Annotated in this window: 20 protein-coding genes; 10 read left to right on the forward strand and 10 right to left on the reverse strand. The window is 70.2% G+C overall.

Annotation, left to right across the window (positions count from 1 at the left end; translation table 11 throughout):
• Nucleotides 1–70: 70 nt before the first annotated feature.
• A complete protein-coding gene (locus tag OG352_RS14250) occupies nucleotides 71–454 on the forward strand; it encodes a hypothetical protein (RefSeq protein ID WP_329217147.1) in 384 nt (127 codons plus the stop codon).
• A 241-nt stretch (nucleotides 455–695) separates the two neighbouring features.
• Here the strand turns inward: OG352_RS14250 and OG352_RS14255 are convergent, their stop codons facing one another.
• Nucleotides 696–2078, reverse strand: a complete 1383-nt coding sequence (locus OG352_RS14255) for a glycine--tRNA ligase (RefSeq protein WP_329217149.1) — start codon at nucleotides 2076–2078, stop codon at nucleotides 696–698.
• 196 nt (nucleotides 2079–2274) lie between these two features.
• Here OG352_RS14255 and OG352_RS14260 point away from each other — a divergent pair, with 196 nt between their 5' ends.
• The 4 genes from OG352_RS14260 to OG352_RS14275 are packed head-to-tail and all read left to right on the forward strand — an operon-like array spanning nucleotide 2275 to nucleotide 5426.
• Nucleotides 2275–3231, forward strand: a complete 957-nt coding sequence (locus OG352_RS14260) for a metal ABC transporter substrate-binding protein (RefSeq protein ID WP_329217150.1) — start codon at nucleotides 2275–2277, stop codon at nucleotides 3229–3231.
• 34 nt (nucleotides 3232–3265) lie between these two features.
• Nucleotides 3266–4054, forward strand: a complete 789-nt coding sequence (locus tag OG352_RS14265; RefSeq protein WP_329217151.1) for a metal ABC transporter ATP-binding protein — start codon at nucleotides 3266–3268, stop codon at nucleotides 4052–4054.
• A complete protein-coding gene (locus tag OG352_RS14270; protein ID WP_329217152.1) occupies nucleotides 4054–4956 on the forward strand; it encodes a metal ABC transporter permease in 903 nt (300 codons plus the stop codon). Before OG352_RS14265 ends, OG352_RS14270 begins: the two co-directional genes overlap by 1 nt.
• Nucleotides 4957–5015: 59 nt before the next feature.
• Nucleotides 5016–5426 carry a Fur family transcriptional regulator gene (locus tag OG352_RS14275; protein WP_329217154.1) on the forward strand — a complete coding sequence of 137 codons (411 nt, stop codon included), beginning with the start codon at nucleotides 5016–5018 and terminating at the stop codon, nucleotides 5424–5426.
• A 44-nt stretch (nucleotides 5427–5470) separates the two neighbouring features.
• Here OG352_RS14275 and OG352_RS14280 read toward each other — a convergent pair whose 3' ends face one another.
• The 7 genes from OG352_RS14280 to recO form a co-directional block, all read right to left on the reverse strand.
• Nucleotides 5471–9163 (reverse strand): caspase, EACC1-associated type, encoded by a 3693-nt coding sequence (locus OG352_RS14280; RefSeq protein WP_329217156.1) that lies wholly within the window; start codon nucleotides 9161–9163, stop codon nucleotides 5471–5473.
• A gap of 3 nt (nucleotides 9164–9166) precedes the next feature.
• Nucleotides 9167–10174 carry an AAA family ATPase gene (locus OG352_RS14285; RefSeq protein WP_329217158.1) on the reverse strand — a complete coding sequence of 336 codons (1008 nt, stop codon included), beginning with the start codon at nucleotides 10172–10174 and terminating at the stop codon, nucleotides 9167–9169.
• Nucleotides 10174–12483, reverse strand: a complete 2310-nt coding sequence (locus OG352_RS14290) for a VMAP-C domain-containing protein (protein WP_329217160.1) — start codon at nucleotides 12481–12483, stop codon at nucleotides 10174–10176. The genes OG352_RS14285 and OG352_RS14290 overlap by 1 nt, the downstream gene beginning before the upstream one ends.
• Complete coding sequence (locus OG352_RS14295; protein WP_329217161.1) at nucleotides 12471–13646, reverse strand: hypothetical protein; 1176 nt, start codon at nucleotides 13644–13646, stop codon at nucleotides 12471–12473. Before OG352_RS14295 ends, OG352_RS14290 begins: the two co-directional genes overlap by 13 nt.
• Nucleotides 13647–13758: 112 nt before the next feature.
• Nucleotides 13759–15114: a histidine-type phosphatase gene (locus OG352_RS14300; RefSeq protein ID WP_329217163.1), complete on the reverse strand. Its 1356-nt coding sequence runs from the start codon at nucleotides 15112–15114 to the stop codon at nucleotides 13759–13761.
• A 37-nt stretch (nucleotides 15115–15151) separates the two neighbouring features.
• On the reverse strand, nucleotides 15152–16003 hold the full coding sequence (locus OG352_RS14305) for an isoprenyl transferase (protein WP_329217164.1): 852 nt from the start codon (nucleotides 16001–16003) through the stop codon (nucleotides 15152–15154).
• A gap of 81 nt (nucleotides 16004–16084) precedes the next feature.
• The gene (gene recO, locus OG352_RS14310; protein ID WP_093778454.1) at nucleotides 16085–16831 is read right to left on the reverse strand and encodes a DNA repair protein RecO; all 747 of its coding nucleotides are present in this window, start codon (nucleotides 16829–16831) and stop codon (nucleotides 16085–16087) included.
• A 105-nt stretch (nucleotides 16832–16936) separates the two neighbouring features.
• On the opposite strand from recO, the gene OG352_RS14315 reads away from it, so the two are divergent.
• The 3 genes from OG352_RS14315 to OG352_RS14325 are packed head-to-tail and all read left to right on the forward strand — an operon-like array spanning nucleotide 16937 to nucleotide 19961.
• On the forward strand, nucleotides 16937–18448 hold the full coding sequence (locus OG352_RS14315) for an MFS transporter (RefSeq protein WP_329217166.1): 1512 nt from the start codon (nucleotides 16937–16939) through the stop codon (nucleotides 18446–18448).
• Nucleotides 18448–18993, forward strand: a complete 546-nt coding sequence (locus OG352_RS14320; protein ID WP_329217167.1) for a SigE family RNA polymerase sigma factor — start codon at nucleotides 18448–18450, stop codon at nucleotides 18991–18993. Before OG352_RS14315 ends, OG352_RS14320 begins: the two co-directional genes overlap by 1 nt.
• Nucleotides 18990–19961, forward strand: a complete 972-nt coding sequence (locus tag OG352_RS14325) for a hypothetical protein (protein ID WP_443072273.1) — start codon at nucleotides 18990–18992, stop codon at nucleotides 19959–19961. The genes OG352_RS14320 and OG352_RS14325 overlap by 4 nt, the downstream gene beginning before the upstream one ends.
• Nucleotides 19962–19976: 15 nt before the next feature.
• Here OG352_RS14325 and OG352_RS14330 read toward each other — a convergent pair whose 3' ends face one another.
• Both OG352_RS14330 and leuA read right to left on the reverse strand, forming a co-directional pair.
• On the reverse strand, nucleotides 19977–20672 hold the full coding sequence (locus OG352_RS14330; RefSeq protein ID WP_329217170.1) for a TerB family tellurite resistance protein: 696 nt from the start codon (nucleotides 20670–20672) through the stop codon (nucleotides 19977–19979).
• Between the two features lie 207 nt (nucleotides 20673–20879).
• Nucleotides 20880–22601 (reverse strand): 2-isopropylmalate synthase, encoded by a 1722-nt coding sequence (gene leuA / locus OG352_RS14335; RefSeq protein ID WP_329217171.1) that lies wholly within the window; start codon nucleotides 22599–22601, stop codon nucleotides 20880–20882.
• 333 nt (nucleotides 22602–22934) lie between these two features.
• Here leuA and OG352_RS14340 point away from each other — a divergent pair, with 333 nt between their 5' ends.
• Both OG352_RS14340 and OG352_RS14345 read left to right on the forward strand, forming a co-directional pair.
• The gene (locus OG352_RS14340) at nucleotides 22935–24005 is read left to right on the forward strand and encodes a M4 family metallopeptidase (protein WP_329217172.1); all 1071 of its coding nucleotides are present in this window, start codon (nucleotides 22935–22937) and stop codon (nucleotides 24003–24005) included.
• A 21-nt stretch (nucleotides 24006–24026) separates the two neighbouring features.
• On the forward strand, nucleotides 24027–24293 hold the full coding sequence (locus tag OG352_RS14345) for a protealysin inhibitor emfourin (protein WP_329217173.1): 267 nt from the start codon (nucleotides 24027–24029) through the stop codon (nucleotides 24291–24293).
• Nucleotides 24294–24342 lie beyond the last annotated feature (49 nt).

Genomic DNA, 24342 nt, shown 5'->3' on the forward strand with positions numbered 1-24342 from the left:
CGACCCCCACCACTCACAGTAGCCCAACTATCACATTTCGTATGTAAGTTGGGTGAAAGGAGCAAACGACATGCAGCACGAAAGCGGCACCCTCCTCTACGACCCCGCGACGGACAAGGTCGGTGAGTTCCAGGCCCGGTCCGGCCCCTACGCGATGCTGCGGCCGGTCGGCGGCGGACGGGAATGGCAGGCCGACCCCACCGCCGTACGCCCCGCCACCCCGCAGGAGCGGATGCGCGCCGGAGTGCGCGCCGCGAACCAACGGCCCCGGACGGACGCGCCGTTCCTCGTCGGTGTGGGCATCGGCCGTCCACCCGCGCCGATGCCCGACTGCGTCGAGTGCGAGGACCTGGCGACGCAGCGCGCCGACGCGCGGGCCGAACACGACTACAGCGCCGAGACCGACGCCAACGTGCTGCTGCGCCGCCATCAGCGCCAGGACCACCAGGCCTGACGTCCGCCCGACGTCCACAGGGGACCCGTCGCGAAAACGTGACACTCCGATCACCAAGTGTCACATTCCCACGGAGAAGCCCCCCTGGTCTCCGCGGTACACCGAAGGGCCGCACCGCTCACCTTCGAGGACACCGGCCCCTCGGCCCTCCACCGCCCCGACAGCAAAAAGCTGACGGGGGACCCCGCCCCGGAGTCCCCCGTCAGCTTCAGTTTTTACCGGCCAGCCGACCGGCCAGGTGCTACGCGCCGATGAGACGCGCCGCGAGGTAGCCCTCGATCTGGTCGAGGGACACCCGCTCCTGCTTCATCGAGTCGCGCTCGCGCACCGTCACCGCGTTGTCGTCCAGGGTGTCGAAGTCGACCGTCACGCAGTACGGCGTGCCGATCTCGTCCTGGCGGCGGTAGCGGCGGCCGATGGCGCCGGCGTCGTCGAACTCGATGTTCCAGTTCTGGCGCAGCGCGGCGGCGAGGCCCTTGGCCTTCGGGGACAGCTCCGGGTTGCGGGACAGCGGCAGGACCGCGACCTTCACCGGGGCGAGACGGTGGTCGAGGCGCAGGACGGTCCGCTTCTCCATCTTGCCCTTGGCGTTCGGGGCCTCGTCCTCGACGTAGGCGTCGAGCAGGAACGCGAGCATCGCGCGGCCGACACCGGCGGCCGGCTCGATGACGTACGGCGTCCAGCGCTCCTGGGCGTCCTGGTCGAAGAAGAAGAGGTCCTGGCCGGAGGCCTTGGAGTGCGCGTTGAGGTCGTAGTCCGTGCGGTTCGCGACGCCCTCCAGCTCACCCCACTCGTTGCCGCCGAACTGGAAGCGGTACTCGATGTCGGCGGTGCGCTTGGAGTAGTGGGAGAGCTTCTCGGCCGGGTGGTCGTACCAGCGCATGTTCTCCTCTTGGAGACCAAGGCCCGTGTACCAGTTCCAGCGCTGCTCCATCCAGTATTCCTGCCACTTCTCGTCCTCGCCCGGCTTGACGAAGAACTCCATCTCCATCTGCTCGAACTCGCGGGTGCGGAAGATGAAGTTGCCGGGCGTGATCTCGTTACGGAAGGACTTGCCCATCTGGGCGATGCCGAACGGCGGCTTCTTGCGCGAAGTGGTCTGCACCTGGGCGAAGTTGGTGAAGATGCCCTGGGCGGTCTCGGGGCGCAGGTAGGCGATGGAGCCGGTGTCCTGCGTCGGGCCGAGGTGGGTGGAGAGCAGGCCCGAGAACTGCTTGGGCTCGGTGAACTGGCCCTTGTTGCCGCAGTTGGGGCAGTTCACGTCCGTCAGGCCGTTCTCCGGCAGGCGCTTGTGCTTGGCCTCGTACGCCTCTTCCAGGTGGTCCGCGCGGAACCGCTTATGGCAGGAGGTGCACTCGGTCAGCGGGTCGGAGAAGGTGGCGACGTGACCGGAGGCCACCCAGACGTCGGGGGCCAGGATGACGGACGAGTCGATGCCGACCACGTCCTCGCGCGACGTCACCATGTAGCGCCACCACTGGCGCTTCAGGTTCTCCTTCAGCTCGACACCAAGGGGTCCGTAGTCCCAGGCGGCACGCTGTCCGCCGTAGATCTCACTACAGGGGAATACAAAGCCACGGCGCTTGCTCAGGCTGACGATGGTGTCGATCTTGTCGGCGGCCACGGTGCTCTCTTCATAACGACGACGGGCGACGAAGCGAGGTGCTTCCAGCGAAGCCTTCAGGGTACCGGCGGGGCCTCCCCCTCGACCAAATCGGGACCCCGTCCCCGAGGGCTATACCGCTGCTCTTCGGTGTTTACCAGGCCCATACCCGAGACCTTGTTGACAACGGTTTCCATATTTGTTGAAAATGAGTGTCATGAACGCACGACGACTCATATCCGGCACCGCGATCGCCGCCGCCACCGCGCTGGGCCTCGGCACCCTCTCCGCCTGCTCCCCCGACAGCGCGGCCGCGGCCAACACGGACAAGTTCGACGTCGTCGCGTCGTTCTACCCGATGGCCTTCCTCGCCGAGCAGATAGGCGGGGACCATGTGCACGTCACCAGCCTGACCCAGCCCGGCCAGGAGCCGCACGACCTGGAGATCAGCGCCAAGCAGACCGCCGCGCTCCAGGAGTCCGACGCGGTGCTCTACCTCAAGAACCTCCAGCCCTCCGTCGACGACGCGGTGGCCCAGTCCGAGGTCAAGACCAAGATCGACGCCGCCTCCCTCACCACGCTGGAGAAGCACGGCAACGAGGTCGGCGGCCACGCGGCCGAGCACGACGACCACGCGAACGAGGAGCTGGCCGGCCTCGACCCCCACATCTGGCTCGACCCGGTGCGCTACGCCCAGGTCGCCGAGGGCGTCGGCAAGGCCTTCGAGAAGGCCGACCCGGCCAACGCGGCCGACTACACGAAGAACACCGCGACCCTCGTGGCGAAGCTCGAGGCTCTCGACACCGGGTTCAAGACCGGGCTGGCGAACACCAGGACGAAGGTCTTCCTCACCACCCACGCCGCCTTCGGCTACCTCGCCGAGCGCTACGGCCTGACCGAGGAGGCCATCAACGGCCTCGACCCCGAGTCGGAGCCCAGCGCCGCGCGCGTGAAGGACCTTGAGAAGATGGCCAAGGCCGACGGCGTCACGACCGTGTTCTACGAGACGCTCGTCAGCGACAAGACCGCGAAGACCATCGCCTCCGACGCCGGCCTGAAGACGGACGTCCTCGACCCGATCGAGGGCATCACCGCCAAGTCCAAGGGCACGGACTACTTCTCGGTCCAGGAGGCCAACCTCAAGGCGCTGAAGACGGCCCTGGGAAGCAAATGACCAGCTCGATGATCAGTTCAGCTCGATGATCAGCATGGAGGACGACGACATGGCCGAGCCCGAGCCCGTCATCTCGCTGCGCGGAGTCCGCGCAGACCTGGGCGCACGCCCCGTCCTCCGGGGCATCGACCTCACCGTGCGGCGCGGTGAGGTCGTCGCCCTGCTCGGCGCCAACGGCTCCGGCAAGTCCACCGCCGTACGCAGCGTGATCGGTCAAGTGCCCCTCGTCGAGGGCGAGATCGAGCTGTTCGGCACCCCGCGCCGCCGCTTCCGGGACTGGTCGCGGATCGGGTACGTCCCGCAGCGCACGACCGCCGCGGGCGGGGTCCCGGCCACGGTGACGGAGATCGTCTCCTCGGGCCGCCTCTCCCGCACCCGCTTCGGCGTCTTCCGCAAGGCCGACCGGGACGCCGTACGGCGCGCCCTGGAGCTCGTCGGCATGGCGGACCGCGCGAAGGACAACGTCGACGCCCTCTCCGGCGGCCAGCACCAGCGCGTGCTGATCGCCCGCGCCCTGGCCTGCGAACCCGAGCTGCTGATCATGGACGAGCCGATGGCGGGCGTCGACCTGGCCAGCCAGGAGGTCCTGGCGCGGACACTGCGCGAGCAGGTCGCGGCCGGTACGACCGTCCTGCTCGTCCTGCACGAACTGGGCCCCCTGGAGCCCCTGATCGACCGGGCGGTCGTCCTGCGCGACGGCTGCGTGCTGCACGACGGCCCACCCCCACAGGCCGTCGGTCAGCATGCCCTCCCCGGCCACGACCACGTGCACCCGCACGCACCCGCGGGCGCCGAACCGATCCGCACGGGACTGCTGAGCTGATGGACCTCCTGAACTACGCCTTCATGCAGCGGGCGCTGCTCGCCGCGGTCCTGGTCGGCATCACCGCCCCCGCCGTCGGCATCTACCTCGTCCAGCGCCGCCAGGCCCTCATGGGCGACGGCATCGGCCACGTCGCGATGACCGGCGTCGGCCTCGGCTTCCTGCTGTCCTGGTCCCCGGTGTGGATGGCCACGGCCGTCTCGGTCCTGGGCGCGGTCGTCATGGAACTCATCCGCTGGTACGGCAGGACCCGCGGCGACATCGCCCTCGCCATGCTCTTCTACGGCGGCATGGCCGGCGGCGTGATGTTCATCAACCTCGCGCCGGGCGGCTCCAACGCCAACCTGACGTCGTACCTCTTCGGCTCGCTGTCGACGGTGTCGGATTCGGACGTCACGGCGATCTGCGTGCTCGCCGCCTTCGTCATCGTGGTCACCCTCGGCCTGCGCCGCCAGCTCTTCGCCGTCAGCCAGGACGAGGAGTTCGCGCGGGTGACGGGCCTGCCGGTGCGGGCGCTGAACCTGCTGACGGCGATCACGGCGGCGGTCACCGTGACGGTCGCGATGCGCGTGGTGGGCCTGCTGCTGGTGAGCGCGCTGATGGTGGTCCCGGTGGCCGCCGCCCAGCAGCTCAGCCGCAGTTTCGCCGCCACCTTCGCCATCGCGGTGGCGATCGGCGTGACCGTGACCATCGGCGGCACGGTCACCTCGTACTACCAGGACGTCCCGCCCGGCGCGACGATCGTGCTGCTGACCATCGCCGCGTTCGTCGCGCTGAGCCTGCTGGCCGCGCCCCTGACCCGCCGCCGCGCCCGCGCCCTGGCCGCCGGGCAGCCCGCCGGCGACCCTGCGGAGTGTGCGATTCCGGCCACCCGGGGGTCGGGGGACGGGACCGGCGTCTGACCGCGCACAGTCCGGGCTGGCACAATGGCCCGGCAAGCCGCAGACGTGAGGAGGCAACGGTGACTACCGCTGGACCGCCCGTGAAAGGCCGCTCCACCCGGCAGCGGGCCGCCGTGGCAGCGGCGCTCGACGAAGTCGACGAGTTCCGCAGCGCGCAGGACCTGCACGACATGCTCAAGCACAAGGGCGACTCCGTCGGCCTGACCACGGTCTACCGCACCCTTCAGTCCCTCGCCGACGCCGGCGAGGTCGACGTCCTGCGCACGTCGGACGGCGAGTCGGTGTACCGGCGCTGCTCCACCGGCGACCACCACCACCACCTCGTCTGCCGCCTCTGCGGCAAGGCCGTGGAGGTGGAGGGGCCTGCGGTGGAGAAGTGGGCGGAGGCGATCGCCGCGGAGCACGGGTATGTGAACGTGGCTCATACGGTGGAGATCTTCGGGACCTGCGCGGACTGCTCCGCAGGGTGAGCCGTGTGTTCGGTGCGGGTGGGTCTGGCGGTTGAGCGGGGGCTTCACCGGCCACGGTGGGCGCGGTTGAGGGAGAGGGTTGTCTCGCCGCCTCGGTTACGGCTGGCCAATTGCGGCGAGGGGAGATTCTTGGCCCGAAGCCGCTGTCGTACCGCGCTGTACAGCGAATCCACGGAAATCAGCTCAGGTCCGTCGCTCAGGCCCTCACGCAGGACGTTGATGAGTTCTCCGGTGAACGCCGTGTACCTCCCTCCAGCCGGAGCCATCGCGCTCCGGTCGGTCGCCGCCATCACAACAGTGTCAGCGGTGTCCACATCGATGACGAGGGAACCACCGGACTCAGTGCGCAGGGCTGAACCGCTGTAACAACAGTCCAGGATGACGATCTTGTTGCGGGCTCGGCTGTTGCGCAGCACACTTCGGATGTGGTCGTACGGCAGCGCTGTGTAAGTCCGGTCCGGATGGGTCCGGCCCACCGCCAGACTCAGTCCTCCCGAATACGGTTGGAGCAGACTGTGCCCGGCGAAGTACACCAGCAAAGTGTCCCTGGCAGACTCGGCCGCCTCGTGGACGGCATCCAGGATCACCATATCGCTCGCCGGATTCTCCAGCACGGCGGTGCGGTCCGGGGCAAAGGCCCCTCCCCACGGATCCGTCAGCAGTGCTGCCAGGTCACGGAGCCCGCTCACCACCTGCGGCAGGTCCGGCAGCTCTTCGTAGACTCCGGCTCCGATCAGGACCGCGTTCGAGCCGTCGCGGGCGGGAAATCCGGAAGGCAGGGGGCGTTCGGGCAGGGACGGTTGCAGCCAGGCCCAGGCCCGGTAGTTCTTGAGGTCCACCCGCACGCGCTGGAGTCGTCCGTGCAGGGCGGGCACGCTCTCGTAGAGCGGCTCGGACACGATGAGCGCGAACTCCTCCGGGGCGTGCGGGGTTTGCGTCGTCTCTCGCAGCAGGGGCGAGTCGAGGAGCCGACGAGTGCGGTGCACCACCTCCCCCACGAGACCGTCCGTGTGCGGGGCGACCGTGCCCTGATCCATGGCCACCCGCAGACGCATGAGTGGTCGCTCTCCTCCAGACCTGTTTCTCAGGCCCTCGCGCAGGCCATCGAGGAAGCCGGGGACGGCTGTTGTCTCGTCCGCTCCAAGGGGCAGAACGAGGAGGACGCCGTCACCGCCGTCCGTCAGGACACCCGCATCAGGGGAGACTCCGGCCGCCCGCAGCGCGTGGGTGACGACCGTCAGCATGGCCTCCCGCTGTCTGGGCTGCTCCTCAGCAGCCAGCAGCCCGAACCCCGCCACGTCGACGGCGACGCACACCCGTCGGGCGGCGCTTGTCCGCATGTCGGGCAGCAGCATCGGCTGGAAGCGCAGCCCGATGACCGGTGCCGCGCCCGATTGCCAGGTGGGGGGAGCCCAGTAGGCGACGCACTCGTCGATCGGCACCGGCCCGCCACGGTTCGCGCCGTCGTCCAGGGCCACGAGGAAGGCCACCGGAGCGAGCTCTCCCGGCTCGCCGAGAGTCCGTGGGGTATCGGTGAAAGCCGACCATGTGAAAGGGGAGCTGCTGCGCTCGACGTCCACGGGGTAGCAATGGCCGTCGGCGCGCCACACCAGGTCGTTCCGAGGCACGTCGCGTGGCCCACGCGGGATCTCACGGTCGAGGGCGAGCCCTCGCGCGTCGAGGAAGTGCCCCAGATCCTCGACGAGCGCTCTCTCGAACCGCCGTTGCTCGGTCGGTCTCTGGAGGTACATGAGCAGGTGCAGGAACAACAGCTCCGCGTCCTGCGGAACCTCCCACGACCGCAACGCATCGCGCACGCGGTTGAACACCGACGTGAAGGCCGGCGGGGACAGCAGCAACGCCGCTTCGACGTACTGCTCACTCAGGCGTCCTCTGGTGTCGGCGGGCGGCTCCTGCCTGAGGTCGGCGACCATGCCCAGGAGGTCTGTGACAAAACCCCACCAAGGAATGGCGATGCCGTTGAAGTAGCGGGCGAGTTCATCAGGCGTCAGGGCGTGCCGGACGGCGAACCCGTGCTCATGGCTGCCCAACGCCTCGTACAACAACCGCAGCGACTCGCCCAGCCCCTCGCTCGACACCCACCCGGAGGTCTCGCCGGCGGAGGGCGAGAGGACCACCGAGTCGGAGACGTCAGGGGCGGCCGGCCAGGTCGGCAGCAGCCCCAGGCGTGCCTGAAGCGCGGGGCCGAGGTACGCGAACGGCAGGGCGGACCCGGGACCTTCTCGGACTCCCCTGGGGTCCACGGGCCACGCGGGGAAGTCCGAGGACAGGCCGACCAAGGACTCGATGCGTTTTCCCACCCGACGGCTGCAGTCGATGAGTTCGGCGGTGGGGACCGCGTCGAGGAGCAGATCCTTCGCCTCCGCTGTGAAGTCGAACAAGGGGTGACGCCCGGTGAACTGGGCGCCCCGGGTCGGCGGAAGCGGCCGCATCAGCCCGCCGAGCATCACCTCGGCCAACGGAGCCGCCCCACGGCGTTGATCGAGGCAGGCTTGGACAAGTTGCATCACCGGCACGGTCACCGGGGCCATGGCCGCCAGATGCGCGGCCAAGCGCAGCGCCTCGGGTGAGGCGGCCCGGCCGAAGCCGTCTGCGGAGACGGCCGTGTCGTCGGCGCGGGTCGAGGTCCGGTGAGGTGTCCACAGGCGCACCGGGACGGGCCGTCCGACGATGGTGTTCACGGCTGCCCAGGTGGCGAAACCGGCTGGTGTGAGCTCCAGAACGGGGACGGGGACCGCCGGGGCGGGCGCGACGCTCGGAGGCAGTACCTGATCCGTCGGCTGCCAGTGATGGTTCGGTGCGCCCGGCCGGGGTGAGGTGACCTGCCAGGTCTCCGCCCGTACACCGGATCCGGCCCAGAGCCGCCGCGGCAGCGTGTGGATCACGGCCGTCGGGCCCTTTCTGGCCCACCCCTCCAGCACAGGGCGCATGCGTCCGTCACGCCACGCGGCCGCCGCGCCGTCGGTCACCACGAGCACCATGGTCCGCCCGGAAGTGTCCGACAGGGACCCGGTCGCCCGGGTCGCCGAGGCGGTGGTCCACGGGCGTCCGAGCCGCACCGCGGTACCGGGCCCGTAACGGATCTGGTGGGTCTCCACCTGCCGGAACGCCCCGCTGCGCTCGAAGAGGCCCTTGAGCTCGGCGCACTGGCGCTCCCACAGGAGCATCGACATGCCGCCGTCGATGACCAGGGCGAGCCGCAGCCATCGCTCCGGCTGTGGCCGCAGGACTATGTGCCGAGTTCGGGTGTCCGCTTGCACGGTGACCGTCGCCGCTTCGTCGAGTTCGCTGTGCCGATGACTCGGAATGGTCCGCTTCAGCGGTCGCAGGGCCCTGCCGAGCGCCAGTACCGAGGCCAGTGCCCTGTCCCCGGGCGCCCACAGGGCCTCGGCCGGCACTTCGCCGGCGCCGGGACCGGAGGTCACGCCGATGTACTGCGCCCGCTCGCGCACGGGCTTCGCCCCCGCTTCCGGATCCTCGCTTCCGGAAGGCGGGGCGGTGCGGGCGGACGGCTCCCGCTCCGGCTCGGCATGGGCGTCCGGCGGCACGGCGTCGGCCTCACGGATCGGCGGGACCAGGTCGGGAGGGGCATGGGCGGCGAGGGGCGCGGCCGAGCCGGACGGGATCCGTGGGGCGAGCCAGAGAACGTCGAGGAGATCCTCCTGATCCATCGGCAGGCCGGCGGCCGCGAGGACGTCCCGCAGTTCCTGGAACATGGCTCAGCGGTCCGCGTTGAGCCGGTGCAGCACGGTCCCCAACAGGCCGTCGGTGGCCAGCCGGGCCCCTCCGTTGCGCAGGAACACCGCGTTGAGAAGCTGATCGGTGGCGAGTTCTCCCACGGCCCGCTGTTCCAAAAACTTCCCCACCAGATCGTCGGCGTCGGCGAGGGCGTCCGGACCGAGGTGCCCGGTGATGATCTTGCGCAGGCGGGTCCTGTCCGGATCGCCGAGGTGCAGGGGCAGGCACCGGCGCCGGAACGCAGGGGGAAAGTCCCGTTCACCGTTGCTGGTGATGACGACGAGGGGGAACTGCGTGCACCGCACCATCCCCCTTCGCACCCTCGCCCGCTGATGCCGGTCGGCAGTGAGCACGTCGACAACCGACTGCTCATCGCGCAGCCTGGACAGTTCCGGGATCTCGAAACTGCCCTCCTCGAAAACCGTGAGGAGGTCGTTCGGCAGGTCGACGTCCCCCTTGTCGAGTTCGTCCACGAGCAGTACCCGGGGGCGTGGAGTGGGGACGAGCGCCGTGCCCACCGGACCCAGCCGGAGGAAGGAGCCGATGTCGGGCGGAGTCGCCTTGGAAGCCCCGGGCAGACTGCTCTCCTGGAGCCGCCCGATGGCGTCGTAGCGGTACAGCGCCTCCTGGAGCGTGGACCGGCTGTTGACGGGCCAGTGAAGAACCGGTCCCAGCTCCAGCTCGTACGCGATGGCGGCCGCGAGCGAGGACTTGCCGGTTCCTGGGTGTCCGGTGACGAGCAGGGGCCGACGCAGGTGAATGGCCGCATTGACCACGTCCGTGTCCGCCCGGTCGATCACGTAGTGGGGTGGGGTCTCACCCCCCGGAGCAAGCTCGCCCTCTGCGTCCGCGAAACGGCGCCAGGGCGGGGCGTCGGGAATCCTGGCGCGGTGCTGCCTGCCATCCCCTCGAAAGATCTGCCAGTCCTCGTCCTCGAAGACAGGACCGGTCACCGTGGAGGCGTCCGCCTCAGTCGGCTGCTGCGTCATCAGGAACTCGCTTCATCGGAGGCGGACGGTTCGGTCAGTGACAGCACAGGCGGCAGCGGGCGGTCGGCGTCCTCCAGCAACACGGCCGGGCGTACGGGGTGAGCCGCGCCGTCTCTACAGGCCCTCGCGCGGTAGTCACGCACCCGCCAGGGCAGCCCGTCCACGGGCGCCTGGGGGCTCAACGGGTCGAAGTGCGCGTTCGGGACCTGTCCCGGTGCCTCTCGGTCCCACAGCACGACGGGGTAGCCGAGGAGGAGTGCGGCCCGGACCAGGCGGTCCCGGTTGGACGGGCCTGCCCGCACCACGGCACGGGCCGCGTCGATGTCCTCCTTCAGCGCCCCGTAGGCCGCGTAACCCTCGGCGTGCCGGTCGTCGAGATAGATCACCGTGTCGTTGTGGCGCCCGGCCCAGCGGCGTTTCAGTTCCGCCCGACGCTGCTTCTCACGCTCGGGCGAGGCCAACGGGAAGGAGCGCAGCACCGTTTCCCACTCCACGCCGAGCAGAAAGGGCAACAGATCGTCGTCATCAGCGCCGTCCCAGGAGCCGACGGGCAGTTGCATGGCGTCCGGCTGCAACACGATCTCGACGACCGGAGTCATGTCGGTGATCGCGCCCAGTCTGTGTACGGCCGCCTCGATAAGGCGCACCACACCCCGAGGAGGCGTGGGCGCGCCGCTCTGGTCGGGGGCCTGCATCAGCTCACCGGCACCCGTGTCGATCCAGATCACGCAGGCGAAGTGCGGTCCTTCGTCGCCGGCGGCGGTGTCCGACGTCTCGACGTGCACCTGGGCCACTACACGGGGCCGCCTCGTGGTCCCGCCCAGCGAGTCGGCCCAGGTCGTGGCATCCGCGCGCCGCTCGGCGAGTCCACCGTCGTCGACGCCCAGCCTGCGGGCCACGCGGTCTCCCCACTCGCGCAGTCCCGACCGGGCGACCGGCGTGGCCGCGGCGAGCAGCTCGGTGAAGCGGACGACGGCGGGAACCAGCTGTCTGCCGGGACGCACCATGCTCTGGCCGCCCGTGTACTCCTCGAAATGCGCCACACACGCCATGAGCTGGCCGACGGTGGGACCGTCCGGATCGGTCGGCGGCAGCCACGCCCGTTCTCCCGGCAGGGCGGCGCGTACCGCGGCGACCACGTGGGACGTCGGCGGCAGCACCGACGCCCCGTCCAACAGTGCGCGCAGGGAGTCGTACTCCAGGGGAGACAGCAGACCGGGCACCCCGAGCGAGCGGGCCAACGCCAGAAACTCGTTCGCGGCCTCCCGGTCCTGGAGGTGGACCACCTCCACCACGGCCGCCATCGCCCGCTCCACCGTGTGCAGCGCGTGGGCGAGTTGATCGTCGGAGGGGCACTGCCCGAGTCCGGCATCCGGACACGCCGATGCGAGGTGCTCGACGCACCGCGCCCGCAGGTCCGCGTCGGTGAGCGTGTTGCGCAGGGCGATCCGGTCCCGTTCGGTCGACGCGGGCAAGGGCGGAGGGCACGGCGCAGCCAGCGACTCTTCGGAGCCGCCGAAGGTGCGAATGTGGAGACTGACCGGCGTCTGCCGGGGACCGCCCGCGCTGTGCAGGCCGCCGAACCGTACCTTGACGTGCTGGACGAGAGCGGTCAGATCCGGTCGCAGATCAGTGGCGTGCGCCTCCAGCCAGTCGAGTACGACGCGGGAGAAGACCCCACTGCCCAGCGCCGCGTCGTTCTCCGCGACCTGGCCGGGGGCAGCGGCGCACAACAGGAACTGCTCGACGCCGCGCCGGGGAGCGGTGGGGAACGCGGCGACCGCGGGCCCGGTCGGCTGGTGATAGTGCTCCAGGAACGTCGCGCACGCGTCGAAGATGAGCACCTGCTGCTTGAAGCCGAGCAGATCGTCGCGCTGGAGGTACTCGGTCAGGTTGGCCGTGTCGATGCAGCGTTTGTCCTTCATGGAGGCGTCGGGACACAGCAGCAGGCGACGGTCGCCGTGGTCCAGGATCCCGTGGCTGCCCCAGAAGACGTACAGCAGATCACCGGCCCGCCCGTCGAGGCCGCTGGTGAAGGCGTCCATGAGCTCGTGCCGTGACGAGATCGAGCACCAGGTGAATTCGCCGGGCTCGCTGTGCGCCTCCAGCAAGCGCAGGCCCTCCTCCCCCGGTGCCAGGAGCAACTGGATGTTGGCGGCTGGCACACCGCCCTTGCTCAGCCACCGGGCGAAGCGCAGGCCGTCGCCCACGGCGCCGGGCAGATCCCAGTCCGGATGCCGGGGATACCGTTCCACGCCGACCACGACGGCGTGGATGCGCTCCGGCTCGACGACATTCAGCCCATCCATGTGCCGATGGCGTCCCAGACTCTACGGTTGGACCAGTACGCGCTGTGCGAGAACGGGAACGGTTGGCGGTTGTCGACCTCGTGGTCGGAGGCGTGTGCGGGGAACACCCGGGCGGCACTGAACGACAGCAGGTCGCGTCTGTCGTACAGATTCAACCAGCGCCTCGGAAAGTGCTCGGGCGGCATCTGCGGATGTTCGAGTGAGACCAGGGCGCCCGTCTCGTAGAAGAACGGTGCCTGCGAACCGACGGTGATCAGTTGGTCGACCCTCTTGATCTCCTCCTGCATCATGAGGTCGACGCAGGCCACACCGCCGAGGCTGTGGGCGATCACGGTGACGGCGTCCCCGGGCGCATGCTCGATGGTGCGCTTGATCAGCCGGCGCAGGGCGTGGCCACGGGCCTGGTAGCGCAGGATGTCGCCGACCGCAGGCAGGATCAGGCCGTCGTTGAGCGCGCCTCGTCGCCGCCGGGCCTGCCAGGACAGCGCGAGCAGGGCCGGCGTTGCGGCAGCCCTGGCCACTGTTCCGGCAAGGGTGCGTCCCTGGGTGTGGAGATCGGCGCTGACGAAGGAGAGCAGGGCATCCCGCTCGATGCCGTCCACGGAGTCGGCCCCGCGCTCCACCGCCGCTGCCAGCGTCGCGGCCACCACAGCTCGCGCGAAGGCATGCCGGTGCTCATAGCCGCCTTCGTCCGCCGTGGCGGCGGCATCACGTAACTCGGGCGACTCGGCGACCGTCCGGACGGCGGCGTCGAGGGCGCTGCTCATGCCTCGTTCCGCGAAGGCGGCACGCACCTCGGGGGACGGAACATAGGCGGAGAGCTGTTCGAAGAGCTTCTGAGCCGGGCTCTGTCCCCGCCCCATCCCCGAGACGACGGCCGTACGAAGGCTCAGCAGGCGCAGTTCGTAGCCGGGGTCCCGGTAGAGCACCCCCCAGACGGCCACGTCCTCGTCCTCCTTGCGACCTCCGCCGGAGCCGGTGTAGTCAGGGATGCTCGCGCCGTCCAGGGCCAGCCCGGCGCCCGCCTCACGTCCCCAGAAACAACCGCGCACGTCGACACCGGGCCGCAGTCCTGCCAGTGCCGACCGCACGGTCTCCAAAGTGGCGTTGTACGACTCTTCGCGCACACCCGTGCCATGCACGAAAACCACTGAGCGCTGCATGTTCCCCACCCCGCAGACACGTGACCGGGCATCCTCGCGTGACCCTCGCCCGATGCTAGTGGGGACTGCGGCCCCGAGCGCCCGATTCGCACAAGTCCGCCGTCCACCCTGTTCAGCTACGCCCGAAGCAGCGCTCCAACTCGTCCAAGTCGTAGAACTTGCTGCCCTTCGAGACGGGCTTGCAGCTCGCCTTGAAGGCGGTCTCCTGCTCGTTGTAGAGCATGCGGAGCAGGTAGCGGCCGTTCTTCTCGTAGACGTCCCACTGGATGTTGGAGCCCAGGGGGGCCACGTCGGCGCCGCGCCACGGGTTGGCGGGGTACGTGTACGGGTGCTTCGGGGTCGCCGGGGTCGTGCTGCCGGGGAGGCCCATCAGGGCGCCCAGGGGGATGATCTCCTCGGCGTGGGTGAAGCGGAGTTCGGCACCCAGGGTGCTGGTGCCCGCGCGCTTGGCCTCCACCTGCTTGAAGAGGTCGTCGAGCAGGACGCCGGCCATCTTGTACGTGATGTCGCTGCCGGCGAAGCCGGGACCCTTCTCGTAGAAGTCCTCGGTGTCGCTGAGGTACCCGAACCAGGCGGCGTCGGAGGTGGAGATGTACCGCTGCATCCCCCAGCCCTTGCCGTCCGGTGACTCGTCGGCCATCGCGGGGGCGATCGCGTACAGGTTGTAGACGGCCGTCGCGGCGGCGACCCGGTCGGCGGCGGCGAGCTGCTCGACGAACGCGGCCTTGAAGAGGCGGCGCAGGACGCTGTCGGCGGCCTTGTGGGTCTTCGGCTGGTCGGTGATCTTCGCCAGGGTGTCCGCGAGACGCTGGTCGTTCGCGATGTAGTCGCGGTAGGCCGCGCCGCCGTCCGCCTTGTGGAAGTACAGCAGGTCCTTGTCGGTGCGGGTCGCGCCGATCAGCGGCTTCAGGGCCGGGACGGCGCGGGCGAGGGCGCCCGCGTAGAGGTTGGCGCTGTCGACGGCCCTGCCCTGCCCGGAGCTGACGACGTCGATCTTCTCGCCCTCGCGGGCGATCCCGGCGAACAGGGACGGCAGGCGGTCGGCCATGCGGACCGCCGTGTCCTGCAGTTCCTGCTTGCCGAGACCGCTCAGATTGCCGTAGCCGACCTTCGCCATGGCGGCCTGGAGCGCACGCACCTTCGGGCCGAACTCCTTGCCCTTTCCGGTGAGTTGACCCGCCGCCTGCGCCTTGTCCCACAGGGCGAGGATCAGGTCGCCGTCCTCGCTGTCGGTGGCGGAGCGGGAGCCGTGCCGGGAGACGTTCTCCGTGAAGACGGGAGTGAAACCGGCCGGGGCCTTCTGGTAGGTCCGCGCGCTCTGCTGAGGCGCGTACGTGGCCTTCGTGCCGTAGCTGTCGCGGTGTGCCGACTGGTCTCCGGCCTGCGCGGGCAGGGCCGTGACCAGCACGGTGCACGTGGCGAGGGCCAGGACGGGGGTGAGGCGGGTGCGGTGGGTGAGGCGGTTCATGAGCGGATCGTCAGCGACCGTCGTGAACCGCCGGTGGCTACGAGGTGGCCGGATTCCCCGCGATGTCCCGCTCCATGGCCAAGAGTTCCTCATTCGGCACGGCCCCGCCGAAGCGGCGGTCGCGGGAGGCGAACTCCATGCACGCCCGCCACAGGTCGCGGCGGTCGAAGTCCGGCCACAGCACGTCCTGGAAGACCATCTCCGCGTACGCGCTCTGCCAGAGCAGGTAGTTGGAGGTGCGCTGCTCGCCGCTGGGGCGCAGGAACAGGTCGACGTCCGGCATGTCCGGGTAGTACAGGTACTTCGCGAGGGTCTTCTCATTGACCTTGGACGGGTCGAGGCGGCCCGCCTTCACGTCCTCCGCGAGCGCCTGCGCGGCGTCGGCGATCTCCGCGCGCCCGCCGTAGTTCATGCAGAAGTAGAGCGTGAGGCGGTCGTTGTCCTTGGTCTGCTCCTGGGCGATCTGGAGCTCCTTGGCTACCGACTTCCACAGCTTGGGCATCCGGCCCACCCAGCGGACGCGGATGCCGAGCTCGTCGAGGGTGTCGCGGGTCTTGCGGATGAAGTCGCGGTTGAAGTTCATCAGGAAGCGGACCTCGTCGGGCGAGCGCTTCCAGTTCTCGGTGGAGAAGGCGTACAGCGAGATGTTCCGCACGCCCATCTCGACCGCGCCCTGCAACACGTCGAGCACCTGCTCGGCGCCGACCTTGTGCCCCTCGGTGCGCGGCAGGCCGCGCTCCTTGGCCCAGCGGCCGTTGCCGTCCATGACGATCGCCACGTGCTCGGGCACCAGCTCGCCGGGGAGCTTCGGCGGACGAGCGCCGGACGGGTGCGGCTCCGGCGTCCTGTACTCCCGACGCTGCCGCCCCAGGAACCCGCGTACGACCATGTCTTTCTCGTCTCCCTCGGTCTTGCAGTCTTGCTTTCGGCGTTCTGTGTCTCTGCCGCGTTCTGTCTCTCTGCCTGCGTTCTATTTCTCCACGTACCGGAGTGAGCGCAGGCCGCGCTCCAGGTGCCAGTGCAGGTAGGCGGACACCAGCCCGCTGCCCTCCCGGACGTGGCGCGGCTCGCCCGCGTCCGCCGTCTCCCAGTCTCCCGTGAGCAGCGCGCCCAGGTGGACCAGGGTCTGCGGCGACGGTACGACGCTGCCGGCCACCCGGCAGTCGACGCAGACGGAGCCGCCGGCGGCGACGGAGAAGAACCGGTTGGGGCCGGGCATGCCGCACTTGGCGCAGTCGCCGAAACTGGGGGCGTACCCGTTGACGGCCAGCGACCGCAGCAGGAACGCGTCCAGGACGAGGTGCGGGGCGTGCTCGCCGCGGGCCAGGGTCCTGAGCGCCCCGACGAGCAGCAGGTACTGCTGCACGGCCGGTTCGCCCTCGTGGTCGGTGAACCGCTCGGCGGTCTCCAGCATGGCCGTACCGGCGGTGTAGCGGGCGTAGTCGGTGACGATGCCGCCGCCGTACGGCGCGATGGTCTCGCTCTGCGTGCACAGCGGCAGCCCGCGCCCGATCAGCTCGCTCCCGCGCGCGAAGAACTGCACGTCGACGTGGGAGAAGGGCTCCAGCCGGGCCCCGAACTTGGACTTCGTCCGCCGCACGCCCCGTGCCACGGCCCGCACCCGGCCGTGCCCGCGGGTCAGCAGCGTGATGATGCGGTCGGCCTCACCGAGCTTCTGGGTCCGCAGGACGACACCGTCGTCCCGGAAGAGACTCATCCCACACCGCCGATGCCCTGGCCTTCGCCCGCCCGCACCACGAAACGGCCCGCAGCACCCGGCCTCCGGCTGCGCGGCCCGCCGTCGTCGTCGCGGAACAGGCTCATGGCACCCATTCTCGCCTACCCGGAGTGGGTGGTGTGCCGGGCGGTTAGGATCCGCCGGGTGGTGCGGCGGGCGCTGGGGCGCGATTTCGGGTGGTTGTGGGGGGCGTACTCGGTCAGTGCGCTCGGGACCGGGCTGGCGTTCAGCGCGTTTCCGTTGATCGCGGTGCTGGTGTTGCACGCCGGGCCCGCCGAGGTGTCGGTGCTGGCGGCCGTGGGGCCCGCGGTGGGGGCGGTGCTGGCGGTGCCGCTCGGGCCGTGGGTGGAGTTCCGCCGGAAGCGGCCGGTGATGGTGGCCGCGGACCTGCTGCGGTGTGGGGCGCTGCTGAGCGTCCCCGCCGCCTACGCGCTCGGCGTCCTCGGCCTCGGGCAGTTGCTGGTCGTGTCGGTGATCGTCGCCGCGGCCGACATCTCTTTCACGGCGGCGAGCGGCGCGTTCCTGAAGTCGCTGCTGCCGCCGGAGGATCTGCTGGCCGCCAACGGCCGGTTCGAGTCGACGATGTGGACGACGACCATGCTGGGGCCGCCGCTCGGCGGGGCGATGATCGGCCTGTTCGGGCCGGTGGTGACGGTCGCGGCGGACGCGGTCAGCTACCTCCTCTCGGCCGCGGGGCTGCGTGCGATCGGCGGGCGGGAACCGGAGCCGGTGCGTCCGGCACATCCGGTACATCCAGCACATCCGGGTCGTAAGAGCTCCGCGGGGCGGCTGACCGGCGGGGACCTGCTCGCGGGCTGGCGGCATCTGCTCACCCATCCCGGGCTGCGCCCCCTGTTCCTCAACGCGGCGCTCGTGAACGGTCTGATCATGGCGGGCGCCCCGCTGATGGCCGTGCTGATGCTCGGCCCGCTGCACTTCGCTCCCTGGCAGTACAGCCTCGCCTTCGCCGTGCCCTGCACGGGCGGCCTGCTCGGCTCCCGGCTGGCCCCGCACCTGGTCGCCCGGTACGGACGCCGCCGGGTCCTGCTGACGGCGGGGACGCTGCGCGTGTGCTGGCCGCTGGGGCTGGCGTTCGTCGGACCCGGCGTGGGCGGGCTGGCGCTGGTGATGGTGGTGGAGTTCGGGCTGATCGCCTGTATCGGCGTCTACAACCCCGTCCTCGCCACGACCCGCCTGGAGCTGACGCCGACGGACCGGGTGGTGCGTACGTTGTCGGCGTGGTCGGTCGGCACCAAGGCGTCCATCGCCTCGCTCACCGCCCTGTGGGGCGTCCTGGCCGGCGTCACCGGGCCCCGCACCGCCCTCGCCGTCGCGGGCGGCCTGCTGCTGGTGACACCGGTGCTGCTGTTCGCGGTGCGCGGGAGCGTCAGCGGGCCCGGGGCCGCCACGACGGTTCCGGTCGATCCGGTGGATCCGGAGGATCCGGGCGGGGAGTCGGCTCGGCGGCGGCCTCTCACAAGCCCCGCACACCCCCGCCGACCGAACACACCCCCGCACACCTCACCGCACACCTCGCCGGACCCGGGCAACCGATTCGGCCCGGCCGGTGGTCTGGAGGGCGAGGAGGGTGGTTGATGCAGGCCGAACAAGAGGAGCGGTTCCATGAGTTCGTCAGAGCACGGTGGTCGCGGCTCGTACGGACCGCGTATCTGCTCACGGGGGACGTCCACCACGCGGAGGATCTGACGCAGACCGCGCTGGCCAAGGCGTACCGGTCGTGGTGGCGGATCTCGCGCACCGACAACCCGGAGGCGTACGTCCGGCGGATGCTGGTCAGTTGCAACAGTGACCGGTTCCGCAAGCGGCGGGTCGCGGAGGCGCTGACCGCGGCGCCGCCGGAGCGGGCGGGGCGGGACGAGGGTGCGGGGCGGGTGGAGGAGCGCGGCTCGCTGCTGGCCGGGCTGGCCCAACTGCCGCCGAGGCAGCGGGCGGTGGTGGTGCTGCGGTACTGGGAGGACCTGTCCGAGGCGGAGGTGGCCGAGGTGCTCGGCTGCTCGCCGGGCACGGTCAAGAGTCAGGCGTCGAAGGGGCTGGCGAAGTTGCGTACGTATCCGGGACTGACCCCCGTCGGTCGGGCGGCGACCGGTGGTCAGGGGCAGGGGCGGGGTGGCAGCCGGTGAGCGGGGCAGGGGATCAGGACGATGTCAGGGACGACTTCAGGGACGGCTTCGGGGACGACTTCGGGTTCGAGGAGCGGATGCGTGAACTGCTTGCGGAGGACGCGTACACCATTCGGCCCTCGCCGGCGCCGTATCCGGCGATCCGGCGGCGTGGACTGGCCGAGCGGCGGCGGCGCGCGGCGGTGACCGGGGCGGCGCTGGCGGCGCTGGCCGCGGTGCCGGTGGGGGCGTACGCCGTGGCCGGGGGGAACGGGGGGCGGGGCGCCGACACGGCGGTGCCGAAGCCGTCGGTCAGCGCCCCGCGCAGCCCGGCCGCCACACCCGTCACGCCGGCCGGACCCGCGCGGCCGGCCACCACCGGGCAGTTGCTCGACGGGATCACGTTCACGCAGGCGGCGGACGGGCTGCGGAAGTGCATCGACCGGTACGGGCGGAACACGGCGACCGGGACCGGGTTGCCCGGCTCGGATCTGGGTGACACCGCGGACTACCGGATCATCCTGGCGATCAGCAGCACCGGCGACTCCAACGCGCCCGGCGACGGCATGTACGTCGTCGCGACCAAGGAGCGGCCGGCCGGCTTCCGGGTGATCTGCAACGTCAAGGACGGCCAGGGGGAAGGGCTCAACTCCGGCTCGAACGGGGGCGATTCACCGGACGCGGGGCCGGTCTTCGCCGACATCAACGGCGGCAAGCTGTACCAGCAGTCGTTCCTCGACAAGGGCGACTGGAAACTGCCGTTCCGCTGGGGGTTCATCGGCACGGTCGAGCCGTCGGTCGCCGAGGTGACCGTCTCCTACGGCGACGGCGACCCCGTGACCGCCGCCCTGGACCACGGCTGGTTCGTCGCCGCCGGCATCCTGCGCCGCCAGGTCACCCTGGCCCCGCACATCAAGGGCTACGACGCGGCCGGCAAGCTCGTCTACGACTCCGACGACGACAAGACGTACGAACGGACGCTCCCCTAGGGGACGTTACGTGCGTCAGGACGGGGTGCGGGCCGAGACCAGGAGGCGGGTCACGTCGTCCGCGCAGATCGTCAGGGCCGCGCCCACCGTCGCGAGGACCTCGCGCTCGGCGGGGGTGTACGGGCCGTCCGCGAGGGCGATGCGGGCGCCCTGCAGCAGGATCGATTCGCGGCCGACCGGCGCGAGGTGCGGGGCGAGCGGGTCGAGGGCCTCGTGCAGCTCTATGGCGAGGCCGGCGCCGTACGGTTCGCCGTAGCTGTGGCCGGTGTCGCCGGCGAGGGCGTCGACGAGCGCGGCGAGCTGCTCCTCCGTGCAGTCGGTGAAGCCGGCCGCGCGCACCGCGCCCGCCGCCGTCTCCAGGGACGTCCGCGCGCAGCCGCCGCCCGCGGACAGCACCGCGAGGGCGACGGTGTGGACGGCGTCGCGGAGCATCGCCGAGAAGCGGATGGTGGTGGGGTGGCCGAGGACGTCGGTGCCGAAGTGGCGCTGACAGGCCGCGCACTCGACGACCGGGCCGGTCTCGCCGCGCGGCACGACGGGCACCCCGAGGACGGTGAAACGGCGCTGGCCGGTCAGCCGCTGGTAGTTGCGGTCACCGCCGCACCCCGGGCAGTAGAACTCGCCGTCGCCCACGGGCGTCCACGCGGTGCGGGTGCCCAGGATGCGGGCAAGCCCGTTGACACGGCCGTCTCGTCCCCGTACAGGCAGCACGTCGCACCTCCGTAACCGCGCGGCAACATCGCCGCACGTCCCGTGATGTTAGCCACATCCATGAGCCGTAGTCAGCACCCAGGACGAGACCTTCCCGTGACCTCCACGCAGGGATGGCCGATATACGACGGAGCCCCGGCCCGTCGCATACGGCTGTATACAACGGGCCGGGGCCTCAGACCACCGATAAACCACCGGTCAGGCTGGTCAGCGGGTCGCGCGGTTGACGGCCGAGACGACCGCCTTCAGGGACGCACGCGTCGTGTTCGCGTCGATGCCGATGCCCCACAGAACCTTGTCGCCGATCGCGCACTCGATGTAGGAGGCGGCCTGCGCGGAGGCGCCCTCGCTCATCGTGTGCTCCTGGTAGTCCAGCAGGCGTACGTCGATGCCGACGCTCTCCAGGGCGTCGAAGAAGGCCGAGATCGGACCGTTGCCGGTACCGGTCAGCACCGTGTCCTCGCCGTCGACCGTGGCCTCGACGGTGAGGGTGTCCACGCCGTCGGTGTCGGTCGTCGACTGGCCCGTGCGGACCTGGATGCGGCCCCAGGGGTTCTCGGGGTTGGGCAGGTACTCGTCCTGGAAGACGGACCAGATGGCGCCGCCGGTGACCTCTCCGCCCTCGGCGTCCGTCTTGGCCTGGATCAGCTTGGAGAACTCGATCTGCATCCGGCGCGGCAGGTCCAGCTTGTGGTCGTTCTTCAGGACGTACGCGATACCGCCCTTGCCGGACTGCGAGTTGACCCGGATGACCGCCTCGTAGGACCGGCCCACGTCCTTCGGGTCGATCGGCAGGTAGGGGACGGCCCACTCGATGTCGTCGACCGTGACGCCCTTGGCCGCCGCGTCGGCCTCCATCGCGTCGAAGCCCTTCTTGATGGCGTCCTGGTGGGAGCCGGAGAAGGACGTGTAGACCAGGTCGCCCACGTACGGGTGGCGCGGGTGGACCTCCATCTGGTTGCAGTACTCCCACGTACGACGGATCTCGTCGATGTCGGAGAAGTCGATCTGCGGGTCGACGCCCTGCGAGAACAGGTTCATGCCCAGGGTGACCAGGTCGACGTTGCCGGTGCGCTCGCCCTGCCCGAACAGACAGCCCTCGACACGGTCGGCGCCGGCCATCAGCGCCAGCTCGGCGGCGGCGACGGCCGTACCGCGGTCGTTGTGCGGGTGGACGGAGACGACGACGTGCTCGCGGCGGGAGAGGTTGCGGCTCATCCACTCGAAGCGGTCGGCGTGGGTGGACGGCGTCGAACGCTCCACCGTGGCGGGCAGGTTGAGGATGATCTCGCGGCCCGGACCGGGCTGGTAGACGTCCATCACCGCCTCGCAGACCTCCAGCGCGAAGTCCAGCTCGGTGTCCGTGAAGATCTCGGGGCTGTACTGGTAGCCGAACTCCGTCTCCGGGCCCAGATGCTTCTCCGCGTACTCCATCACCAGGCGGGTGCCGTCCACGGCGATCTGCTTGATCTGCTCCTTCGAGCCGCGGAAGACGACCCGGCGGAAGACGGGCGCGGTCGCGTTGTACAGGTGGACGGTCGCCCGCCGGGCGCCCTTCAGGGACTCCACGGTCCGCTCGATCAGGTCCTCGCGGGCCTGGGTCAGTACGGAGATCGTGACGTCGTCCGGGATCGCACCCTCTTCCTCGACGATCGAGCGCACGAAGTCGAAGTCGGTCTGTCCGGAGGCCGGGAAGCCGACCTCGATCTCCTTGTAGCCCATCTTGACCAGCTGGTCGAACATCCGGCGCTTGCGCTCGGGCGACATGGGGTCGATCAGGGACTGGTTGCCGTCACGCAGGTCCGTGGAGAGCCAGCGCGGGGCGGCGGTGATCCGGTTCTGCGGCCAGGTGCGGTCGGGGATGTCGACCTGCTCGTACCGGCCGTACTTGTGGATCGGCATCTGGCTGGGCTGCTGGCGGTTCGCCATGGTGCGGTGGCTCCTCAGAAGGACCGGAGAATGTCCGGACGGAAGGACGGCCGACGCGCAACACCAAGCTCCGCGGGGAGGGGGTCGGCCTCGACTACAGGCCCTCGCCGCGGCAGCTAAGGAGAAGCAGCCCGAAATGCATAGTGCTGCGCAGCCTAGCCGAGCCGCTTCGGTCACGCGGGTCCGTATCAGTATGCGGGACCGTCGGGACCAAAGGGACGAAACGTGCTCCATACCACTCGAAGCCATGAATCGGCCATGTTTGTCACTGTTTTTCACCGATCATGGTTGCCGATGGTGACATCGGCATGACGCAGTGCAAAGGTGCCGGTCATGACGACTCACGGGGGCTTCGAGCCCGTCTTCTGCACCGTCGTACCGCCGCACATCCTCGACCGGCTGGCCAGGAGCGACAACCCGGCACTCTCCGGTCCCGCCCAGCGCACCCTGGTGCGCGACGGAGAGCTGCGCGCCCGCCGCCGGGTGACCACCGAGTACGGCCTCGCCGCCGCCCCGACGGCGAAGGCGCCGTCGGACCAGCCGCTGCGCACCATCTACGACGCCGGGCACGGCACCGACCTGCCCGGCGCCAAGGTCCGCGCCGAGGGCTCCGACCCCGGCCAGGACGCCACCGTCAATCGCGCCTACGCCGGTCTCGGCGCCACCTTCGACCTCTACCTCAAGGCGTACCAGCGCCACTCCATCGACGGCGACGGCCTGCCCCTCGACGCCACCGTGCACTACGACGAGGGCTACAACAACGCCTTCTGGAACGGCGAGCAGATGGTGTTCGGCGACGGCGACGGCGAGATCTTCGTCGACTTCACCAACTCGATCGACGTCATCGGGCACGAACTCACCCACGGCGTCACGCAGTACACGGCGAACCTGACCTACTACGGCCAGCCGGGCGCGCTCAACGAGTCGATGTCCGACGTCTTCGGCTCGCTCATCAAGCAGTACACGCTCGGCCAGACCGCCGCCGAGGCCGACTGGCTGATCGGCGCGGGCCTGCTCGCCCCGAACGTCACGGGCACCGCCCTGCGCTCCATGAAGGCGCCGGGCACCGCGTACGACGACGACGTCCTCGGCAAGGACCCGCAGCCCGCGACGATGGACGACTACGTCCGCACCGGCCGCGACAACGGCGGCGTCCACATCAACTCGGGCATCCCGAACCACGCGTTCTACCTGGCCGCCACCGCCCTCGGCGGCCACGCCTGGGAGAAGGCCGGGCAGGTCTGGTACGACGTCCTGACCGGCGGCGAGCTCACCGAGAAGGCCTTCTTCACCGACTTCGCCAAGCTGACGGTGAAGGCCGCGCGCGAGCGCTTCGGCGACGGCGGGGACGAGTTCCAGGCCGTGGAGAAGGCGTGGGAGCAGGTGGGGGTGCGGATTCTCTGAGTCCGTAATAGACAGGGACCCATGCGTATCCAGGTGAGTCGCACGGGCGGTTTCGCGGGCATCGAGCGCCGTGCCGAGGTGGACACCTCGGGACGGCCCGATGCCGACGAGTGGCACGCCCTGGCCGAGCAGGCGGTCGCCGCCGGCCGGGGCGCGCCCGCGATCGGCGTCCCGGACGGCTTCAGCTACGAGATCACCGTGGACGGGAGGACGGTGTACGCCGCCGACCCCCGGCTCACGGACGAACAGCGGAGACTGATCTCCCGGGTGCTGAAAGAAGGGGCGTGAGGAAGGGGGCGCGGGAGGGCATGCGGGAGGGGCCTTGAGAGGGGCGTGA

Origin of the sequence: Streptomyces sp. NBC_01485 (assembly GCF_036227125.1) — a bacterium.
Lineage (GTDB): Bacteria > Actinomycetota > Actinomycetes > Streptomycetales > Streptomycetaceae > Streptomyces.

What these genes read in the sequence shown, in the direction of transcription:
- OG352_RS14345 (WP_329217173.1), top strand. Translation starts at nt 24,027, where the DNA reads ATGCGTATCCAGGTGAGTCGCACGGGCGGTTTCGCGGGCATCGAGCGC.
- OG352_RS14320 (WP_329217167.1), top strand. Translation starts at nt 18,448, where the DNA reads ATGCAGGCCGAACAAGAGGAGCGGTTCCATGAGTTCGTCAGAGCACGG.
- OG352_RS14265 (WP_329217151.1), top strand. Translation starts at nt 3,266, where the DNA reads ATGGAGGACGACGACATGGCCGAGCCCGAGCCCGTCATCTCGCTGCGC.
- OG352_RS14340 (WP_329217172.1), top strand. Translation starts at nt 22,935, where the DNA reads ATGACGACTCACGGGGGCTTCGAGCCCGTCTTCTGCACCGTCGTACCG.
- OG352_RS14280 (WP_329217156.1), bottom strand. Translation starts at nt 9,163, where the DNA reads ATGTTCCAGGAACTGCGGGACGTCCTCGCGGCCGCCGGCCTGCCGATG.
- OG352_RS14250 (WP_329217147.1), top strand. Translation starts at nt 71, where the DNA reads ATGCAGCACGAAAGCGGCACCCTCCTCTACGACCCCGCGACGGACAAG.
- OG352_RS14305 (WP_329217164.1), bottom strand. Translation starts at nt 16,003, where the DNA reads ATGGTCGTACGCGGGTTCCTGGGGCGGCAGCGTCGGGAGTACAGGACG.
- OG352_RS14260 (WP_329217150.1), top strand. Translation starts at nt 2,275, where the DNA reads ATGAACGCACGACGACTCATATCCGGCACCGCGATCGCCGCCGCCACC.
- OG352_RS14290 (WP_329217160.1), bottom strand. Translation starts at nt 12,483, where the DNA reads ATGGATGGGCTGAATGTCGTCGAGCCGGAGCGCATCCACGCCGTCGTG.
- OG352_RS14315 (WP_329217166.1), top strand. Translation starts at nt 16,937, where the DNA reads ATGGCACCCATTCTCGCCTACCCGGAGTGGGTGGTGTGCCGGGCGGTT.
- OG352_RS14285 (WP_329217158.1), bottom strand. Translation starts at nt 10,174, where the DNA reads ATGACGCAGCAGCCGACTGAGGCGGACGCCTCCACGGTGACCGGTCCT.
- OG352_RS14270 (WP_329217152.1), top strand. Translation starts at nt 4,054, where the DNA reads ATGGACCTCCTGAACTACGCCTTCATGCAGCGGGCGCTGCTCGCCGCG.
- OG352_RS14300 (WP_329217163.1), bottom strand. Translation starts at nt 15,114, where the DNA reads ATGAACCGCCTCACCCACCGCACCCGCCTCACCCCCGTCCTGGCCCTC.
- recO (WP_093778454.1), bottom strand. Translation starts at nt 16,831, where the DNA reads ATGAGTCTCTTCCGGGACGACGGTGTCGTCCTGCGGACCCAGAAGCTC.
- leuA (WP_329217171.1), bottom strand. Translation starts at nt 22,601, where the DNA reads ATGGCGAACCGCCAGCAGCCCAGCCAGATGCCGATCCACAAGTACGGC.
- OG352_RS14295 (WP_329217161.1), bottom strand. Translation starts at nt 13,646, where the DNA reads ATGCAGCGCTCAGTGGTTTTCGTGCATGGCACGGGTGTGCGCGAAGAG.